Source organism: Citrobacter sp. Cf116 (assembly GCF_030336505.1).
GTDB classification, from domain to species: Bacteria; Pseudomonadota; Gammaproteobacteria; order Enterobacterales; family Enterobacteriaceae; genus Citrobacter; species Citrobacter freundii.
In genome coordinates this window covers 367,993-386,835 of sequence record NZ_JAOWEQ010000041.1, presented here as the reverse complement: position 1 = coordinate 386,835, position 18,843 = coordinate 367,993, and the positions used below count along the sequence as shown (strand labels likewise).

The window sequence follows — 18,843 nt, the reverse complement described above, 5'->3', positions numbered from 1 at the left end:
TGGAAAGGTGGAGGCAATGACAGCGGTATGTGACAATAAGAGTATCGGCAGGACATTATGAGGAACGAGCCATGGCAAACCCGGAACTACTGGAAGAACAGCGTGAAGAAACGCGCTTGATTATTGAAGAGTTACTCGAAGATGGCAGCGATCCAGACGCGCTGTACACCATTGAGCATCACCTTTCCGCGGATGACTTCGAAACCCTGGAAAAAGCGGCAGTAGAAGCCTTCAAGCTGGGTTATGAAGTGACCGAGCCGGAAGAGCTGGAAGTGGAAGAAGGCGACACGGTTATTTGCTGTGACATTTTGAGCGAATGTGCACTGAATGCGGAGTTGATCGATGCTCAGGTTGAGCAACTGATGAACCTGGCTGAAAAATATGATGTGGAATACGACGGTTGGGGCACCTATTTTGAAGACCCGAACGGCGAAGAAGGTGAAGACGGCGACGATGAAGATCTCGTCGACGAAGATGATGACGGCGTGCGTCACTAAGTCATCTACTGACCTGCGGTAGCCCAGGCTGCCGCAGGCCAAGGACAATGTATGGATTACCTGCAAATACTCTCCCCGATCCACAATTTCCTGCACTGTAAAACGCCCCAGGCCTGGCTTGATAAAGCGCGAGACCCGGCTAATCTGCCTCTATTATTGACCGACCACCTCGTCTGTGAGCTGAAAGCGGCGCAAACGGCGATGCTGCTGGTGCGTAAGTATGTCGCAGATAAACAGGGATCTCAGGCGCTGCTGGACTGGCTGAAACCCTATGAAGCGTTTGCTTTCAGAGAAGGGGATGAGCCGGATTTTATCGCGCTGAATAAACAGATAAGCAAAAGCGTGATGCCGCAAACCGACGACCCGTGGGGACGCAAGCTTATCGACAGCATGGTTTTGCTGATCAAGGAAGAACTGCATCATTTCTGGCAGGTGCGTGAGGCGATGATGAGTCGCAACATTCCCTATATTAAGATTACCGCCAGCCGTTACGCCAAAGGCATGCTCAAAGAGGTGCGCACCCACGAGCCGCTGACATTAATCGATAAACTGATTTGCGGGGCTTACATTGAGGCGCGTTCCTGTGAACGGTTCGCCGCGCTCGCACCGTATCTGGATAACGATTTGCAGGCGTTTTATCTGTCGCTGCTGCGATCCGAGGCGCGGCACTATCAGGATTACCTGGCGCTGGCGCAGCAGGTTTCAACCGATGATATCAGTCGCCGGGTGCAGTTTTTTGGCGAAGTAGAAGCCGCGTTGATCACCTCTCCTGACGATGAATTCCGCTTTCACAGCGGTGTGCCAGCTTAGTTCCTTTCTTTGACGCGCGGTGCCCATCGCCGCGCGGTTTAATCCTTCCTGTTTCTGTTAGCAAAATCTGGTGGCTGGAAATAGCTCGCTGCTGCCGTAATAATCAAAACATCGAAGGGGAAATATATCCCTGTAACAGAGACGATTTGGCATAAGGATGGTTAATGAACTGGGCACACGTTTTGTTGGCAGGTTATATCGGGGCGGTGATTGCTATCGTCGTCGGCATGTTTCGCAAAAAAGGCTGGCTGGGCAAGGTCTCCGGCGCGGTGGTCTTTGTGGTGGCGATTATCGCGTGGAATCTGTTTGATGTGCACTACCTGATCCCACGCGAAAGCCCGGATTATGGTCTGACGGATGCGCAGAAATTTGAAAACGCGATGCTGTCCATGCCCGTTTATCAGGTGCTTAAGGAGCAGGAGCCAGCGCTGTGGCAGAACATCCTCACCCAGGCAACGCAGCTGAAAGAGGCGGGGAAAAACGAGCAACAGATTATCGACGCTATTCAGCCGCAGATCCTACAGGTACAGATGGCGCGTTTGCAGCAGGCGCCTGATGCCAACGTGATCGAGTATATGAAGATTAATCTCGAGCAGATTGCCGCGGTGGCAAAAGTGGGTAATGACGAATGTTTTCGCTTTTTGTTCCCGGCTGTGAAAGGCGGGATTAACCCGGTGCGTATTATTCCGCGCGAGCTCATGAACCGTCGTATGGCCAGCGACATGAGTATGATGCACGCGGCCTATGGCCCGAACAAACATACGGTTACGGCGGAAGAAAAACAGTTGGCGCTTCAGGATCTGCAATCCATCAGTCCGGGGCTGGTACAGCGCTTTGGACCGGATATCCAAATCATGGCCGATCCGAGTAAAGGCGTGGGCAAAGAGAAAGTCGTCTGTGAAATGGTGCAAGATTTATGGTCACAGGTGCTGAAGCTGCCAACCGCTCGTGCGGCTGGCGTTATTCGACTGATGCTCTCAGCCGAGATGCAGTAACGCGGTTAAAGCCTCTCGGCGTAAGGTTAGAGGGGCTTTAACATTCGCACTTCACAATCTACGTGCCCGGTACAGCCCAGCGCTTCGCTGATATGCTCAAAGCCTAAATGCTCATACAGGCGGATTGCCTCAGTCAGAAACGCCGTGGTCTCAAGATAGCACTGCTTGAAACCTTGCTCACGGGCATGTTCAAGCGCCATCAGCGCCAGTTTTTTCGCCAGCCCCTGACCGCGCGCGCTCGACAGGAAGTACATCTTTTGCAGCTCGCAAATGTCTGGTTCACTACATCCTAACGGTGCAACACCACCGCCGCCCACGACTTCACCGTTTTGCTCAACCACCCAGTAGGCCGCGCCCGGCTGGCTGTAAACCTGGAACAATTCGTCCAGATTAGGGTCGGCAACGGTGTAGCCTTTATCGGCGGTAAGGCCGTATTCAGCGGAAACTTTGCGGATAACGCGGGCAATTGCGGCGTTATCATCGGCAGAAATTCGGCGCAGCGTTGCCGCGACGGAGGTAATGGCACTCATAGCGAACTCATGACATAAAAGTGAGACATATGCAGTTAATACCACTGCGGTGAGGGGAAGCGCAAGCGAGGATAATTCAATAAAAAGCCTCTGAGCATATGCGTCAGAGGCTTTTATTGTCTGCGGCGTCGGATGTACTACGCTTATCCGACCTACGTTGACGGTGCCCGTTTGCCGGATAAGCGTAGCGCCATCCGGCAAACGTACGGGCACGATTTTTACAGCGCGGCGATAACTGCCTGCTGCTCAATCAGCTTCGCTTTGGCTTCTGCGTAACCGTCCAGCTTCTCACGCTCTTTGGCGATGACCGCTTCCGGTGCGCGGGCAACGAAACCTTCGTTAGACAGTTTGCCTTCGATACGGGCAATCTCACCTTCGATTTTCGCCACTTCTTTCGCCAGACGCGCCAGCTCATCTTCTTTGTTGATGAGGCCAGCCATCGGGATCAGCAACTCGGCGCCGTCGATGATTTTGGTCACGGAGATCGGACCTTTGTCATCGGCTGGCAGCACGGTGATGCTTTCCAGACGCGCCAGGTTAAGCAGGAAGCTCTTGTTGTCGTTTACACGACGCATCGCATCCGCGCTGCAACCACGCAGCAGCAGCTCCAGCGGTTTGCCCGGGGCAATGTTCATTTCCGCGCGAATATTACGTACGGCAACGATCGCCTGCTTCAGCCATTCGGTATCGGCCAGCGCCGCTTCATCTACCTGAGCCGCGTTATATTCCGGGAACGGCTGCAGCATGATGGTATCTGCGGTGTTGCCACAAATCACCTTCACACGCTGCCAGATGGTTTCGGTGATGAACGGAATGATCGGGTGCGCCAGGCGCAGCAGACCTTCCAGCACGGTCACCAGCGTATTGCGGGTGCCGCGCAGTTCAGCATCAGTTCCTCCGGTCATTACCGGCTTGGTCAGCTCCAGATACCAGTCGCAGAACTGGTTCCAGGTGAACTCGTACAGGATGCCCGCAGCAATATCGAAGCGGAAGTTATCCAGCGCTTCGCGGTACGCTTTGATGGTCTGGTTGAATTCAGCGAGGATCCAGCGGTCTGCCAGAGACAGGGTCATTTCGCCGCCGTTGAAGCCGCAATCATTTCCTTCAGTGTTCATCAGCACGAAGCGGCTGGCGTTCCACAGCTTGTTACAGAAGTTACGGTAACCTTCCAGACGCTTCATATCCCAGTTGATATCGCGGCCGGTAGAGGCCAGCGCCGCCAGGGTAAAGCGCAGGGCGTCGGTGCCGTGCGGCTCGATGCCGTTCGGGAACTGCTTCTCGGTACGTTTGGCGATCTTCTCGGCCAGCTGCGGCTGCATCATGTTGCCGGTACGTTTTTCCAGCAGCTCCGGCAGTGAGATACCGTCGACCATATCCAGCGGGTCAATTACGTTGCCCTTGGATTTGGACATCTTCTGGCCTTCGTCGTCGCGAATCAGACCGGTCATGTAGACGGTATGGAACGGAACCTGCGGCTTGCCGTTTTCATCTTTGATGAAGTGCATGGTCATCATGATCATGCGGGCAATCCAGAAGAAGATGATGTCGAAGCCGGAAACCATCACGCTGGTTGGGTGGAACTGACGCAGCGCGTCGGTATTTTCCGGCCAGCCCAGGGTAGAGAAGGTCCACAGCGCGGAGGAGAACCAGGTGTCGAGAACGTCTTCGTCCTGACGCAGCGCAACGTCGGCGCCGAGGTTGTTTTCCTGACGCACTTCGTCTTCGGTACGGCCAACATATACGTTGCCGTCGTTGTCATACCATGCCGGGATACGGTGACCCCACCACAGCTGACGGGAGATACACCAGTCCTGGATATCACGCATCCAGGAGAAGTACATGTTTTCGTACTGCTTCGGTACAAACTGGATGTCACCATTCTCAACCGCTTCAACCGCCGGTTTCGCCAGCACGTCGGCACGCACGTACCACTGGTCGGTCAGCATCGGTTCGATAACCACGCCACCACGGTCGCCGTAAGGCACGGTCAGGTCGTGAGGTTTGATCTCTTCCAGCAGGCCCAGCGCATCAATGGCAGCGACGATCGCTTTACGCGCGGCAAAGCGTTCCAGCTTCTGGAACTCAGCCGGGATTGCGTTGGAGTAAACGTCGGACTCTTCACCTTTGGTGTCGTACACTTCCGCGGTTTCACGGATGTCACCGTCAAAGGTCAGAATGTTGATCATCGGCAGGCCGTGACGTTTCCCGACTTCGTAGTCGTTAAAGTCGTGTGCCGGGGTGATCTTCACGCAGCCGGTGCCTTTTTCCATATCGGCATGTTCGTCGCCGACGATCGGAATACGGCGGTCAACCAGCGGCAGAATAACGAATTTGCCGATCAGATCTTTATAGCGCGGATCTTCCGGGTTCACGGCCACGCCGGTGTCGCCCAGAATGGTTTCCGGACGGGTAGTCGCCACGACCAGGTAATCTTTACCGTCTGCGGTTTTCGCGCCGTCGGCCAGCGGATAGCGGATGTGCCACATCGAGCCTTTAGACTCGCGGTTTTCCACTTCCAGGTCAGAGATGGCGGTGCGCAGTTTCGGGTCCCAGTTTACCAGGCGCTTGCCACGGTAAATCAGGTCTTCTTTGTACAGGCGAACGAAGACTTCTTTCACGGCATTGGAAAGGCCTTCGTCCATGGTGAAGCGCTCGCGCTCCCAGTCAACGGAGTTGCCGAGACGGCGCATCTGACGGGTAATGGTGCCGCCGGATTCCGCTTTCCACTGCCAAATTTTATCGATAAACGCTTCGCGACCGTAGTCGTGACGGGTTTTACCTTCTTCAGCGGCAATCTTACGCTCAACCACCATCTGGGTAGCGATACCCGCGTGGTCGGTACCAGCCTGCCACAGGGTGTTTTTACCCTGCATGCGCTGGTAGCGAATCATGGTATCCATGATGGTTTGCTGGAAAGCATGACCCATATGCAAACTGCCGGTGACGTTCGGCGGCGGGATCATGATGCAGAAGGACTCTTTGCTTTCATCGCCGTTAGGTTTGAAATAGCCCTGCTTTTCCCAGTGCTCGTAAAGCGGCTGTTCGATATCTTGTGGGTTGTATGTCTTTTCCATTATTTCCAGGTTGCCGTATTCAGGTTAAAACCAGCCACGCGGTAAGCTTTGTAGCGATCGCGTGCCGATTGTTTCAAAGAATCTTCGTAAGGAACGAAGTCTATCACTTCTGTGAAAGCGGTGGCAAAATCTGCAAAGCCAACGCGCAAACTGATGAGCAGGTCGCGCGGGCTGCTATTGCGTTTCTCCGGCCAGGCAATCTCTACCGGCGCGCCGCCTCTGGGGCCTTCGCCCGCCAGATTATGCGGAACAAAGCTTTCTGCCGGTCTTGCCCACAGGGCTTCATCCAGTCGAAGAGCCTGCTTTTCGTTTTCACAGGCGATAAGCACGCGCTTGCCAGCCCGCCAACGTTCTGCGGCAATTTCACACACCAGTTGCTCGACGGCGCTTAAACCATCTTGTTGTGTGTCGTTGTCCAGAAGATAGAACGTCGCATTCTTCATATATGGGGCTTCTTGTGGTGGATTTAAATGCAAAGCCGGGTGGCGCTACGCTTACCCGGCCTACGGTTGAGTGACGTTGTAGGCCGGGTAAGGCGAAGCCGCCACCCGGCGTTTTACATCACTCTTCGCCGTTAAAACCCGCGCGATTGAGCAGGAACTGCGACAGTAACGCGACCGGACGACCGGTTGCACCTTTGGCCTTACCGGAACGCCATGCGGTACCGGCGATATCCAGGTGCGCCCAGTTGTACTTACGGGTAAAGCGTGACAGGAAGCAGCCCGCGGTAATGGCGCCGCCAGGGCGTCCGCCGATGTTCGCCATATCCGCAAAGTTAGACTCTAACTGCTCCTGGTATTCATCACCCAGCGGCAAACGCCACGCGCGGTCGCCAGCCTGCTCGGACGCACCGATCAGCTCATGCGCCAGCGGGTTGTGGTTCGACATCAGGCCGGTGATGTGATGGCCCAGAGCAATCACGCACGCGCCGGTCAGGGTCGCAACGTCAATCACCGCCTCCGGCTCAAAGCGCTCGACGTAGGTTAACACGTCGCACAGCACCAGACGGCCTTCGGCGTCGGTATTGAGCACTTCAACGGTCTGACCAGACATGGTGGTCAGCACGTCGCCTGGGCGATACGCGCGGCCACCCGGCATATTTTCGCAGCCCGCCAGTACGCCGACGACGTTGATGGGCAACTGAAGCTCGGCCACCATGCGCATTACGCCGTACACAGCCGCCGCGCCGCACATGTCGTACTTCATCTCATCCATGCCTTCGGCTGGTTTGATGGAGATACCGCCGGAGTCGAAGGTTAACCCTTTACCGACCAGTACAATTGGACGCGCGTCTTCGGACGGGTTGCCTTTGTACTCGATGACTGACATCAGCGACTCGTTCTGCGAACCGTGACCGACGGCGAGATAAGAGTGCATACCCAGCTCTTTCATCTGCTGCTCGCCGATCACGCGGGTCACAACATTTTTGCTGTAGCTGTCTGCCAGCTGACGCGCCTGAGAGGCCAGATAAGCTGCGTTACAGATGTTCGGCGGCATGTTGCCGAGATCTTTCGCCGCTTTAATGCCAGCGGCGATTGCCAGACCGTGTTGGATCGCACGCTCACCGCTGGTCAGCTCGCGGCGGGTCGGCACGTTGAAGACCATTTTACGCAGCGGGCGACGCGGCTCGCTTTTGTTGGTCTTCAACTGGTCAAAACTGTACAGCGTTTCCTGTGCCGTCTCAACGGCCTGGCGCACTTTCCAGTAGTTATTGCGCCCTTTGACGTGCAGCTCAGTCAGAAAGCAGACGGCTTCCATTGAGCCAGTATCATTCAGCGTATTGATGGTTTTCTGAATGACCTGCTTGTACTGGCGCTCGTCAAGTTCGCGCTCTTTGCCACAACCAATGAGGAGAATTCGCTCAGACAGAACGTTAGGAACATGGTGCAGCAACAGGGTTTGACCCGGTTTGCCTTCCAGTTCGCCACGACGCAGCAGTGCGCTGATGTACCCGTCGCTGATCTTGTCGAGCTGCTCTGCAATCGGAGAGAGGCGGCGTGGTTCAAAGACACCCACGACGATGCACGCACTCCGCTGTTTCTCCGGGCTACCGCTTTTTACACTGAACTCCATGCACTACGCTCCTGAATCTTAAAGACAACAGCGGTGGCTACGGATAGAATTGCAAGCTTTCGTAACTCATACCCGCTGTTGCGGTGACTTCGTGTTAATCTTAACGTTATTACGGCATTGGCACGTCAGAACAATTTCTGAGAGGTGGATCCGTTGAGTATAATGATCTTAGCGACGATTTCGACGACTCAAGAGAATAAATGACGTTTAAGCCATGAAACAAGCTAAATTCCGGCAAAAGACGGGTTTTTACGGGCGTATTTAAAGTGATAATCATAAGATATCTGGTTCGGGAAACGCTCAAAAGCCAACTTGCGATCCTATTCATCCTGCTTTTGATCTTCTTTTGTCAAAAGTTGGTCAGGATCCTTGGTGCGGCTGTTGACGGTGATATCCCGGCAAATCTGGTGCTCTCGCTGCTGGGGCTGGGCGTGCCAGAAATGGCGCAACTTATCTTGCCCTTAAGCCTGTTCCTCGGGCTGCTGATGACGCTGGGCAAACTGTATACCGAAAGTGAAATTACGGTCATGCATGCCTGTGGGCTGAGCAAGGCTGTGCTTGTTAAAGCGGCGATGGTGCTGGCGTTGTTTACCAGTATTATTGCGGCGGTCAACGTGATGTGGGCCGGACCGTGGTCCTCCAGACATCAGGACGAAGTCCTGGCGGAGGCGAAAGCGAACCCCGGTATGGCGGCGCTTGCTCAGGGGCAATTCCAGCAGGCGACCAACGGCAGTTCGGTGCTGTTTATCGAAAGCGTTGACGGCAGCAACTTCAAAGACGTGTTCCTCGCGCAAATCCGCCCGAAAGGCAACGCTCGTCCTTCGGTCGTCGTAGCTGATTCCGGACATCTTACCCAATTGCGCGATGGCTCTCAGGTTGTGACGCTAAACCAGGGGACGCGCTTTGAAGGTACCGCGCTGCTGCGTGATTTCCGCATTACCGACTTCCAGGATTATCAGGCGATTATCGGCCATCAGGCCGTGGCGCTGGATCCAAACGATACCGAACAGATGACCATGCGTACGCTGCTGGCGACCGACACCGATCGTGCCCGCGCGGAGCTGACCTGGCGTATCACGTTAGTATTCACCGTATTTATGATGGCGCTGATGGTTGTACCGCTGAGCGTGGTAAACCCGCGTCAGGGTCGCGTGCTGTCGATGCTGCCAGCAATGCTGCTCTATTTGCTGTTCTTCCTGGTTCAGACATCGCTGAAGTCGAACGGTGGCAAAGGTAAGCTGGATCCGGTGTTCTGGATGTGGGTGGTTAACCTGGCTTATCTGGCGCTGGCGATTGTGCTTAACCTCTGGGATACGGTGCCGATGCGCCGCTTGCGTGCCCGTTTTATGCGTAAAGGAGCGGTATAATGCAGCCTTTTGGTGTACTTGACCGCTATATCGGTAAAACCATTTTCACCACCATCATGATGACGCTGTTCATGCTGGTGTCGCTCTCCGGGATCATCAAGTTCGTTGACCAGCTGAAAAAAGCCGGGCAGGGGAGCTACGATGCGATGGGCGCCGGGCTGTATACCCTGCTCAGTGCGCCGAAAGATATCCAGATCTTCTTCCCGATGGCGGCACTGCTGGGGGCATTGCTGGGGCTGGGCATGCTGGCCCAGCGCAGTGAACTGGTGGTGATGCAGGCTTCTGGCTTTACCCGTATGCAGGTGGCGTTGTCGGTGATGAAAACCGCGATTCCGCTGGTGCTGCTGACGATGGCCATTGGCGAATGGGTCGCACCGCAGGGTGAACAGATGGCGCGTAACTACCGTGCGCAGCAGATGTACGGCGGCTCTCTGCTCTCTACCCAGCAGGGTTTGTGGGCGAAAGACGGTGACAGCTTTGTCTACATCGAGCGGGTGAAAGGCGAGGCCGAGCTGGGTGGGATTAGCATCTACTCGTTTAACGACAAGCGCCGTCTGCAGTCTGTACGCTACGCTGCGAGCGCGACGTTTGACCCGGAACAGAAGGTCTGGCGTTTGTCGCAGGTGGATGAATCCAACCTGACCGATCCGAAACAAATCACCGGCTCGCAAACGGTGAGCGGCACCTGGAAAACCAACCTGACGCCCGACAAGCTCGGCGTCGTGGCGTTGGATCCTGACGCGCTGTCGATTAGCGGTCTGCATAACTATGTGAAGTACCTGAAGTCGAGCGGCCAGGATGCCGGACGCTACCAGCTCAATATGTGGAGCAAAGTCTTCCAGCCGCTGTCAGTGGCGGTCATGATGCTGATGGCGCTGTCGTTTATCTTTGGTCCGCTGCGTAGCGTCCCGATGGGTGTGCGTGTGGTGACGGGGATTAGCTTCGGTTTTGTGTTCTATGTGCTGGACCAAATCTTTGGCCCGCTGACGCTGGTGTACGGCATTCCGCCGATTATCGGTGCGCTGCTGCCAAGCGCCAGCTTCTTCCTGATAAGCCTGTGGCTGATGCTGCGTAAATCGTAATCACAGTAATCGTAGGCCTGATGGCGTTGCGCTTTTCAGGCCTACTCCGGACCCGTAGGCCGGATAAGGCGTTAAGCCGCCATCCGGCAACGTAATACGGGCTAGCGTTTTCTCCCCCCCATCAAACTCCCCAACATGCCGCGGATTATCTGATTAGTAACCTGTCGCGCCGCGCTTTTCGCCACGCTCTGTACCACGCCATCGCGCTTGCCGCCGCGCGGCCCTGTGCTGCCAAATAAAATATCCTTCAATCCACCGAGAATACCGCCGTCCACCTCGACCGCTTTACCGTTGGCGGGAGGCGTATTTTGCTGCTCGGTACTGGCCTGCACGCCCTGCTGTAAACGTTCATAGGCGGACTCTCGGTCGATATCTTCTTCATATTTGCCGTACAGCGAAGAGTGATTAATCAGCCCGTTGCGCTCGTCGTCCGTCACCGGTCCCATCCGTGAGCAGGGCGCAATCACCATCGCCCGTTCAACCACCGACGGGCTGCCTTTGGCGTCCAGAAACGACACCAGCGCCTCGCCGGTTCCCAGCTCCTGAATGGCTTTTTCGGTATCAAATGCCGGGTTGGCGCGCATGGTTTGCGCCGCGGTTTTCACCGCTTTCTGATCTTTCGGCGTGAACGCGCGCAGGGCGTGCTGCACGCGGTTCCCCAGCTGACCAAGCACGTTGTCCGGAATATCCGACGGGTTTTGCGAGACGAACCACACGCCGACCCCTTTCGAGCGGATCAGACGGATCACCTGTTCGATTTTATCCAGCAGCACCTGCGGGGCATCGTTGAACAGCAGATGCGCTTCATCAAAGAAGAACACCAGTTTTGGCTTCTCCAGATCGCCCGCTTCCGGCAACTGTTCGTACAGTTCTGAGAGCATCCACAGCAGGCTGGCGGCGTACAGTTTGGGCATCTGGTAGAGCTTCTCTGCGCTGAGAATATTAATCATCCCTTTGCCGCTGGCGTCGGTACGCATCCAGTCTTTGATATCCAGCATCGGTTCGCCAAAGAAGTGTGCCGCTCCCTGCTGCTCCAGCGACAGTAGTCCGCGCTGGATAGCCCCGACCGAAGCGCTGCTGATATTGCCGTACTGATTCTGGAAGGATTTAGCGTTATCGCCGATGTACTGAGTTATGGCCCGCAGGTCTTTGAAATCGAGCAGCAGCAGGCCCTGGTCATCGGCAATGCGGAAGATAATATCCAGCACGCCGGACTGAACGTCGTTGAGATTCAACAGACGAGCCAGCAGCAGCGGCCCGAGGTCAGATACCGTGGCTCGCACCGGGTGACCCTTTTCGCCGAAGATATCCCACACCGTGACCGGATTACCATGCGGTTGCCAGTCGGTAATGCCGATGTTTTTCAGGCGGGCGAGCAGCTTTTCAGAGGCTTGTCCTTCTTCGGCCACGCCGGTTAAGTCACCTTTCACATCGGCCATAAATACCGGCACGCCAATCTCGGACAGCGATTCGGCCAGCTTTTGTAGTGTGACGGTTTTACCGGTCCCGGTCGCGCCGGTAATCAGCCCGTGACGGTTGGCCATGCCTGGCAGTAAAAACAGTTCGGTGTCCGGCGTGCGGGCAATTAGCAGGGGTGCGCTCATTGAGATTTCCTCCATTTATCCTGCCTGGAGTATAGGCAACCGTGACGCACTCTTCACCGCTAAATTGCGGAGATTGTGAGGAGAATTTTACCTGCCTGGAATAGCGGGGAGAATAGCCGGGAAGCTTACGCCTCCCGACAAAGACGATCAGAAGTCGGCTTTCAGCACCACGCGGTAGCGGGCTTTGCCGTCACGCACATGCTGGATTGCTTCGTTAATTTGCGACATCGGGTACAGCTCGGTGGTAGGCGACACCTTGCTGCGCCCGGCAAACTTCATCAGCTTGCGCAGCTCGAATGGCGTCCCGGTCGCCGAACCGGAGATGCTGCGATCCCCGGCAATTAAGGTAAACGCCGGAACCGGCAGCGGCTTCAGCACTGCACCGACGGTATGGAAGTTACCGCCGTAGGCCAGCGCTTCAAAATAGGGCTGCCAGTCGAGATCGACGTTAACCGTGTTAATGATGAGATCGAACTGGCCCGCCAGCGCTTTTAGCGCATCTGGATCGCGGCTGTTGACCACCTTATCCGCCCCCATTGCCAGCACTTCCTGCTCTTTCGCCGGATTGGAACTGAATGCGGTGACTTCGCAGCCCATCGCGTGTAACAGCTTAATGGCGATATGCCCCAGCCCGCCGATGCCGATCACCCCGACGCGGCTGGTGGCGGTGATATGGTGCATCAGCAGCGGTTTGAACACCGTAATGCCGCCGCACAGCAAGGGACCAGCCGCCGCCAGATCGATGCTCTCCGGTAGCGGGATCACCCACTGCCAGTCGGCCCGCAGCTTCTCGGCAAAGCCACCGCGATTAAGAATAGTGGGAACGGAACCTTCCAGGCAGTTGATTTGATTACCGCTGATACAGGCGTCGCAGTGCCCGCAGCTGCGTGCCGTCCAGCCAATACCGACGCGCTGACCAACCTTCAGACCCTTATCCTGCGCCGCGCTGCCGAGCGCTGCCACACGACCAATCACCTCATGCCCGGCAACTAGCGGATACTGAGAGAACCCCCATTCGTTGTCGATCATCGACAAATCGGAATGGCAGATACCGCAGTAATCGACCTGTACCTCGACATCTTCCGGCTTGAGCTCTCCCGCATCATATTCATAGAGTTCGAGTTCGCTGCCTGCTTCTTTGGCGGCGTAGCTTTTTATCATCGACATCGTGTTTCCCTCAGTGTGGTGTTGAACTGGAAGTGTAGAGCATGGGGAAACGGGACGCTTCGCAGAAGGGGGGGTTAAGAAGAGGGCAAACTGTGATGATGGTTACAGGTAATAAAGGTAATGCTGAAATTTTCAACACTTAGCGAGCCAGACACACGCTGGCGCTTGCATGGTGGCGCACGACAGGTATAATCCACAACGTTTTCCGCATCCCTTCCGTGCCGGAGTGGCGAAATCGGTAGACGCAGTTGATTCAAAATCAACCGTAGAAATACGTGCCGGTTCGAGTCCGGCCTTCGGCACCATCGGAACATCAATAGACGTCAACGGACGTCTTTTTTTGTGCCTGAAATCCAGTATCCGCAAGGCTTTCCTCGCTTTTTCACTCAACCTAAGTCAACCTGATTCAATCTACATCAACTTACTGATGCGGGTACAACTGCGGGTATATCGCGGTTCGATAATGTTTGTACCCACACAGAACCCTTGAAAGGATACTCATCATGGCTCTGAGTGATGTGAAGGTTCGTTCGGCTAAGCCTGAAGCAAAAGCCTATAAACTTACTGATGGTGACGGTTTGGTTTTGCTGGTTCACCCGAATGGCTCAAAATACTGGCGGCTGCGTTATCGTTTTGGCGGTAAGGAGAAGATGCTGGCGCTTGGGAAATACCCTGAAGTGTCGCTGGCGGATGCCCGGGCACGCCGGGATGAAGCTCGTAAGCTGTTAGCTAATGGCGTCGATCCCAGTGAGAACAAGAAAGCCGTTAAGGTAGAGCAGGAGCAAGAGGCGATAACGTTTGAATTGGTTGCCAGAGACTGGCACGCCAGCAATCAGAAGTGGTCTGCATCGCATAGAGCTCGAGTATTGAAAAGCCTCGAAGATAATCTCTTTGCTGCTATCGGTAAGCGGAACATTGCAGAACTGAAAACGCGAGACCTACTTGTACCCATCAAAGCGGTGGAATCATCCGGGCGACTCGAAGTCGCCGCCCGTTTACAGCAGCGAACTACTGCGATTATGCGCTTTGCCGTTCAGAGCGGCTTAATCGACTATAACCCCGCACAAGAGATTGCCGGTGCGGTAGCTACGGCGAAAAGACAACATCGTGCTGCTCTGGAACTTAATCGCATTCCTGAATTACTTCACCGCATTGATCACTATTCTGGCAGGCCGTTAACTCGACTGGCGGTTGAACTCACTTTGTTGGTTTTCATCCGTTCAAGCGAGCTGCGTTTTGCTCGCTGGTCAGAAGTGGATTTTGATACTGCCATGTGGACGATTCCAGGGGAGCGTGAACCGCTGGAAGGCGTTAAACATTCTCAGCGTGGTTCAAAGATGCGGACTCCCCATCTTGTTCCTTTGTCGCGGCAGGCTCTGGCTATTTTGGAAAAGATCAAAAGCATGAATGGGAGCCGTGACCTGATCTTCGTAGGAGATCACGATCCGCGTAAGCCAATGAGTGAGAATACGCTTAATAAGGCCTTGCGAGTAATGGGCTATGACACGAAAACGGAAGTGTGTGGGCATGGTTTCAGGACGATGGCGTGTAGCTCATTGATTGAATCGGGTTTGTGGTCGAGAGATGCGGTGGAAAGGCAGATGAGCCATCAAGAGCGTAGCTCTGTGCGTGCGGCGTATATTCATAAGGCGGAACATTTGGGAGAACGCAGGTTGATGCTGCAGTGGTGGGCTGATTTTCTTGATGCAAATCGTGAGAAGGCGATGAGTCCATTTGATTTTGCCAAACTTAGGCGGTGATTAATTGCGGTTTCTCCCACATTATGCGGAGGGGGACGATGTATTGGTTAAAGCGGTCCATCCGAAGGAGACCAGTAGTGCCAGCAGTAATGCTGTTACTGCTGGTTAATGACATGCTTTTTTTTGTCTATTTTTCAATCTGCGTTATGTCTCTCGGAGGTAACTCTGTGTTAAATATTGATAGGGCTAGTTTGCACAATGAAGAACCGAACAAAGTATTGATTTAACATTAGTATTTACTTAGCTGTTCTGACCGGTTTCTGCGATACAATGCTACCAAGTATGTAACTAATTCTAAGCAAAGGTGCTTTATAATCGAGAGGCGATTGAATGGATGCTTTAAGGGCTACAACATCGACAAATTTCAGTTTTCTCGCTGAACATGACCCGCTGTTTCTACAAATCGCCACTGCTGCAGAAAACGCCTTCTCAGGCGATCCCAACACCACCTTGATTAAGTTGCGCCAACTAGGTGAAGCCTTAGCACAACATATTGCTGCGCTGGTCGGGATCACGTTTGATGAACCGCCCACTCAGGCTGATTTACTCTACCGCCTCAATCGCGAGCTAAAATTTGAACCCACGGTACTCGAGCTATTTCATCTATTGCGGATAGAGGGCAACAAGGCCACTCACCAGTTCAAAACCAAGCACAAAGAGGCGCTAGATGGCTTAAAAGTGGCGCGAGCGCTAGCTATCTGGTTCCACCAATCTTTCGGCAAGCAGGGCGCGGCCTTTAAACCCGGCGCTTTTATTGCTCCTCCAGACCCGAGCAATCAGCTTAGGCAACTCCAAACGGAAATCGATCGCCTCAAAAGTGAGCTCACTACCGCCAACATACAGCTAGATTCCAGCCAACAGCTGCAAAATTTGCTGGTGCAGGAAAAGAGTGAATATGAAGCGCTGGCGTTAGCCATGGATGATGAAACTAAGGTGTTAGCATCGCAGGCGAAAGAGCAGGAAATTGCACTCGAACAGCTTCGACAGCAATACGAAGAAAAATTAAAAATCCTGCAAGCGCAACTGACCGAAAAAGATGAAAAGCAGGCCCGAACACAACGGCGAGAGTTTGCCCAGAAGAGCCGCCGTGCCAGCCAACATATCGCGTTAAATGAAGAACTCACCCGTATATTGATTGACCAAAACTTAAATGATGCGGGCTGGCTTGCTGACAGTCAGGAACTGACCTGGGCTAACGGAACTCGCCCTGAAAAGGGGATAAACAAAGCCATTGCCGAATGGCCTACGGAGTATCAGGGTAAAAAAGGTCGCGCTGATTACGTTCTATTTTGCGGCTTAACTCCGCTGGCCACGGTCGAAGCCAAAAAAGAAAACACCGATGTTGCGGGAAAAATTCCGCAGGCAGAACGCTACAGCAAAGGCTTCAAAATCACGTCCCCCATGATTGGCGCATGGGAGCGGGAAGGCCGAACCATTGCATGGGCGGATGAGACTGACGGGCATTATATTATCCCGTTTGTATACTCCTGCAACGGTCGCCCCTACGTGCCACAGTTGGCTGAGTCATCAGGAACTTGGTTCCGGGACGTGCGCGAACCGTCCAACATCCGCCGTGCGCTGCAAAAGTTTCATACCCCGCAAGGCTTGCTGGATAAACTCGAACGCAGCAAAGACAGCGCCGAACAGAAGCTAAAGCAAGAAGGCTTCGCTTACCTCCGGTTACGCGATTATCAGCAAAAGGCCATTCTCGCCGTTGAAAGCACATTGGCGCAAAACATCCGCAATGCCCTTCTGGCGATGGCGACCGGCACCGGGAAAACACGCACCATTGTTGGTCTAATGTACCGTTTTCTGAAAACTGAACGCTTCAAGCGCATCCTCTTTCTGGTTGACCGTACGGCTTTGGGCGAGCAAGCCACGGACACCTTCAAAGAAGCGCCGTTGGAGCAAAACCAGACGCTGTCTCAGATTTACAATATCGCTGAGCTCGGCGATATGGCTACACAGGCAGAAACCCGAGTACAGGTCGCGACGGTACAGGCCATGGTTAGCCGCATTTTTTCCTCGGACACACCACCGCCGGTGGATGAATTTGACTGCATCATCGTTGATGAAGCCCACCGAGGCTACACCTTAGATCAGGAAATGACTGAAGGGGAACTCTCGACCCGCGACGCCAGCCAATATCTCTCCAGCTACCGTCGGGTGCTCGATTATTTCGACGCGGTAAAAATCGGCCTTACCGCCACTCCGGCGAAACATACCAGCGATATCTTCGGCAAACCGATTTACATCTACTCCTACCGTGAAGCCGTGGCGGATGATTGGCTTATCGATCATGAACCTCCAATCCGTTATGAAACGCTGCTGACGCAAAATGGCATCCACTTTGACAAAGGGAGCCAGGTGCATGCCATTAATATCCACACCGGAGAGGTTGAGATTGATCAGCTAGAAGACGAAGTGGATTTCAACGTTGATGCATTTAACCGTGGCGTCATCAGTGAAAACTTTAATCGGGTTATTTGCCAACAGCTCGTGAAAGAGCTCGATCCCTTTGGCGAAGAGAAAACGCTGGTTTTCTGCGTTACAGACAAACATGCCGACATGGTCAAACGCTTGCTGGATGAAGCGTTCTCTGCTGAATATGAAAACTATAATCAAGCGGCCGTCGAGAAAATCACCGGTGAAAGTGACAAAGTCAAACAGTTGATCAAACAGTATAAAAATGAACGCTATCCGAATATTGCAATCACCGTTGATTTGCTTAGCACCGGCATTGACGTGCCGAAGATTTGTAATCTGGTTTTCATGCGTCGGGTGAAGTCACGTATTTTATTTGAACAGATGATAGGCCGCGCAACACGCCGCTGTGATGACATTGGCAAAACGGTCTTCCGTATTTACGATCCAGTAGATATTTATGAGGCTCTCAGTGACGTTAACACCATGAAACCGCTGGTCAAAGACCCCAATATCACACTTGAACAATTGGTCGGCGAGCTAACCGATACTGAACAGCTCGAAAAAGCGCTCAACAGCCCCGGTGAACATACAGGTGAAACTCAGGCTGATGTGGTGCTCAGCCAGTTAAGCCAAAAGGTGATGCGCATCCTACGTAAGGCGGAGAAACGGGCAGAAAATCGCCCAGTGGTGAAACAAAAATTGGCTGACCTCCATCAACTGTGGGGCGTTGAGCCAAAACAGCTGCATCAACATCTGCATCACTTAGGGCCGCGTCAGGCGGCAGCCTTCATCCAACAACAGCAAGGGCTAATCTGCCAGCTCAACGAGATAGCTACATTACTCGGAAGTGAATACCGGCCGATTATTTCTGAGCATCATGACCAACTACAGGAACGTAACCAGAGCTACGGTAGCCATCAGCGGCCAGAAGATTACCTGGAAAGCTTTGCGGATTTTATTCAGCAGCAGCTTAACCAATCCACTGCGCTGGCCGTGGTTGTCAACAAACCCCGCGACCTCACTCGTGAACAGCTTAAAGAGATCCGCTTATTATTAGACGGTGCGGGCTATTCCGAAGCTAATCTACAAACCGCCGTGCGTAATCAAACCAATCAGGATATCGCCGCCAGCATTGTCGGCCACATTCGCCGTGCTGCACTAGGGGAGCCTCTTGTGCCTTTTGCACAGCGCGTATCACAGGCAATGATCAACATTTATAACAGCCGCGCATGGACAACCCAGCAACGAAAATGGCTGGATCGTCTGGCAAAACAGCTGGTTCATGAAGTGATCATTGATCACCAATTTATTAACAATAGTTTTGCTGATGATGGCGGCGTAAAACAGCTCAATAAGATATTGGTAGACCAACTGGACAGCGTGCTGGATGAACTTAACGGTGCGATATGGCCACAACAAAGCGCCTGATTCTGGTAAAATTCGCTAGCGAAACTCGC

Annotated in this window: 14 protein-coding genes and 1 tRNA gene; 9 read left to right on the top strand and 6 right to left on the bottom strand. The window is 53.9% G+C overall.

Translation table 11 applies throughout. From position 1 onward, the window contains the following. Window positions 1–71: 71 nt before the first annotated feature. The 3 genes from rraB (at window position 72) to OGV74_RS22735 (ending at window position 2,302) form a co-directional block, all read left to right on the top strand. Window positions 72–497 carry a ribonuclease E inhibitor RraB gene (gene rraB / locus OGV74_RS22745; protein ID WP_003025845.1) on the top strand — a complete coding sequence of 142 codons (426 nt, stop codon included), beginning with the start codon at window positions 72–74 and terminating at the stop codon, window positions 495–497. Window positions 498–548: 51 nt separating this feature from the next. After that, a complete protein-coding gene (miaE, locus tag OGV74_RS22740) occupies window positions 549–1,307 on the top strand; it encodes a tRNA isopentenyl-2-thiomethyl-A-37 hydroxylase MiaE (RefSeq protein ID WP_003025847.1) in 759 nt (252 codons plus the stop codon). Window positions 1,308–1,471: 164 nt separating this feature from the next. Beyond that, entirely contained in the window at window positions 1,472–2,302 is an 831-nt protein-coding gene (locus tag OGV74_RS22735; RefSeq protein WP_086504852.1) for a topoisomerase II, read from the top strand. A 26-nt stretch (window positions 2,303–2,328) separates the two neighbouring features. Here OGV74_RS22735 and OGV74_RS22730 read toward each other — a convergent pair whose 3' ends face one another. The 4 genes from OGV74_RS22730 to pepA all read right to left on the bottom strand — a co-directional run bounded on the left by OGV74_RS22730 (window position 2,329) and on the right by pepA (window position 7,979). Then, entirely contained in the window at window positions 2,329–2,832 is a 504-nt protein-coding gene (locus OGV74_RS22730) for a GNAT family N-acetyltransferase (RefSeq protein ID WP_003025856.1), read from the bottom strand. Between the two features lie 218 nt (window positions 2,833–3,050). Beyond that, complete coding sequence (locus OGV74_RS22725; RefSeq protein WP_286521599.1) at window positions 3,051–5,906, bottom strand: valine--tRNA ligase; 2,856 nt, start codon at window positions 5,904–5,906, stop codon at window positions 3,051–3,053. Beyond that, the gene (gene holC / locus OGV74_RS22720) at window positions 5,906–6,349 is read right to left on the bottom strand and encodes a DNA polymerase III subunit chi (protein ID WP_003025862.1); all 444 of its coding nucleotides are present in this window, start codon (window positions 6,347–6,349) and stop codon (window positions 5,906–5,908) included. The genes OGV74_RS22725 and holC overlap by 1 nt, the downstream gene beginning before the upstream one ends. Window positions 6,350–6,467: 118 nt before the next feature. Then, window positions 6,468–7,979 carry a leucyl aminopeptidase gene (gene pepA / locus OGV74_RS22715; RefSeq protein ID WP_003025870.1) on the bottom strand — a complete coding sequence of 504 codons (1,512 nt, stop codon included), beginning with the start codon at window positions 7,977–7,979 and terminating at the stop codon, window positions 6,468–6,470. A gap of 153 nt (window positions 7,980–8,132) precedes the next feature. Between pepA and OGV74_RS22710 the strand changes: the two genes are divergently transcribed. From OGV74_RS22710 to lptG, 3 genes are all read left to right on the top strand, one after another. Next, window positions 8,133–8,183 (top strand): hypothetical protein, encoded by a 51-nt coding sequence (locus OGV74_RS22710; RefSeq protein WP_212723231.1) that lies wholly within the window; start codon window positions 8,133–8,135, stop codon window positions 8,181–8,183. Between the two features lie 62 nt (window positions 8,184–8,245). Further along, a complete protein-coding gene (lptF, locus tag OGV74_RS22705; protein ID WP_003839630.1) occupies window positions 8,246–9,346 on the top strand; it encodes an LPS export ABC transporter permease LptF in 1,101 nt (366 codons plus the stop codon). Continuing rightward, a complete protein-coding gene (gene lptG, locus OGV74_RS22700; RefSeq protein ID WP_003025875.1) occupies window positions 9,346–10,428 on the top strand; it encodes an LPS export ABC transporter permease LptG in 1,083 nt (360 codons plus the stop codon). The genes lptF and lptG overlap by 1 nt, the downstream gene beginning before the upstream one ends. Before the next feature lie 101 nt (window positions 10,429–10,529). On the opposite strand, the gene OGV74_RS22695 is transcribed toward lptG, so the two are convergent. Both OGV74_RS22695 and ahr read right to left on the bottom strand, forming a co-directional pair. After that, window positions 10,530–12,032: a helicase HerA-like C-terminal domain-containing protein gene (locus OGV74_RS22695; RefSeq protein ID WP_003025876.1), complete on the bottom strand. Its 1,503-nt coding sequence runs from the start codon at window positions 12,030–12,032 to the stop codon at window positions 10,530–10,532. Between the two features lie 147 nt (window positions 12,033–12,179). Further along, entirely contained in the window at window positions 12,180–13,199 is a 1,020-nt protein-coding gene (ahr, locus tag OGV74_RS22690; protein ID WP_032937718.1) for an NADPH-dependent aldehyde reductase Ahr, read from the bottom strand. A gap of 220 nt (window positions 13,200–13,419) precedes the next feature. Here ahr and OGV74_RS22685 point away from each other — a divergent pair. The 3 genes from OGV74_RS22685 (at window position 13,420) to hsdR (ending at window position 18,814) form a co-directional block, all read left to right on the top strand. Next, window positions 13,420–13,504: transfer RNA gene (locus OGV74_RS22685), tRNA-Leu, on the top strand. Window positions 13,505–13,702: 198 nt separating this feature from the next. Further along, window positions 13,703–14,959, top strand: coding sequence for a tyrosine-type recombinase/integrase (locus OGV74_RS22680; protein WP_001757853.1), 1,257 nt, complete (start codon window positions 13,703–13,705; stop codon window positions 14,957–14,959). A 330-nt stretch (window positions 14,960–15,289) separates the two neighbouring features. Next, on the top strand, window positions 15,290–18,814 hold the full coding sequence (hsdR, locus tag OGV74_RS22675) for a type I restriction-modification system endonuclease (RefSeq protein ID WP_001757855.1): 3,525 nt from the start codon (window positions 15,290–15,292) through the stop codon (window positions 18,812–18,814). Window positions 18,815–18,843 lie beyond the last annotated feature (29 nt).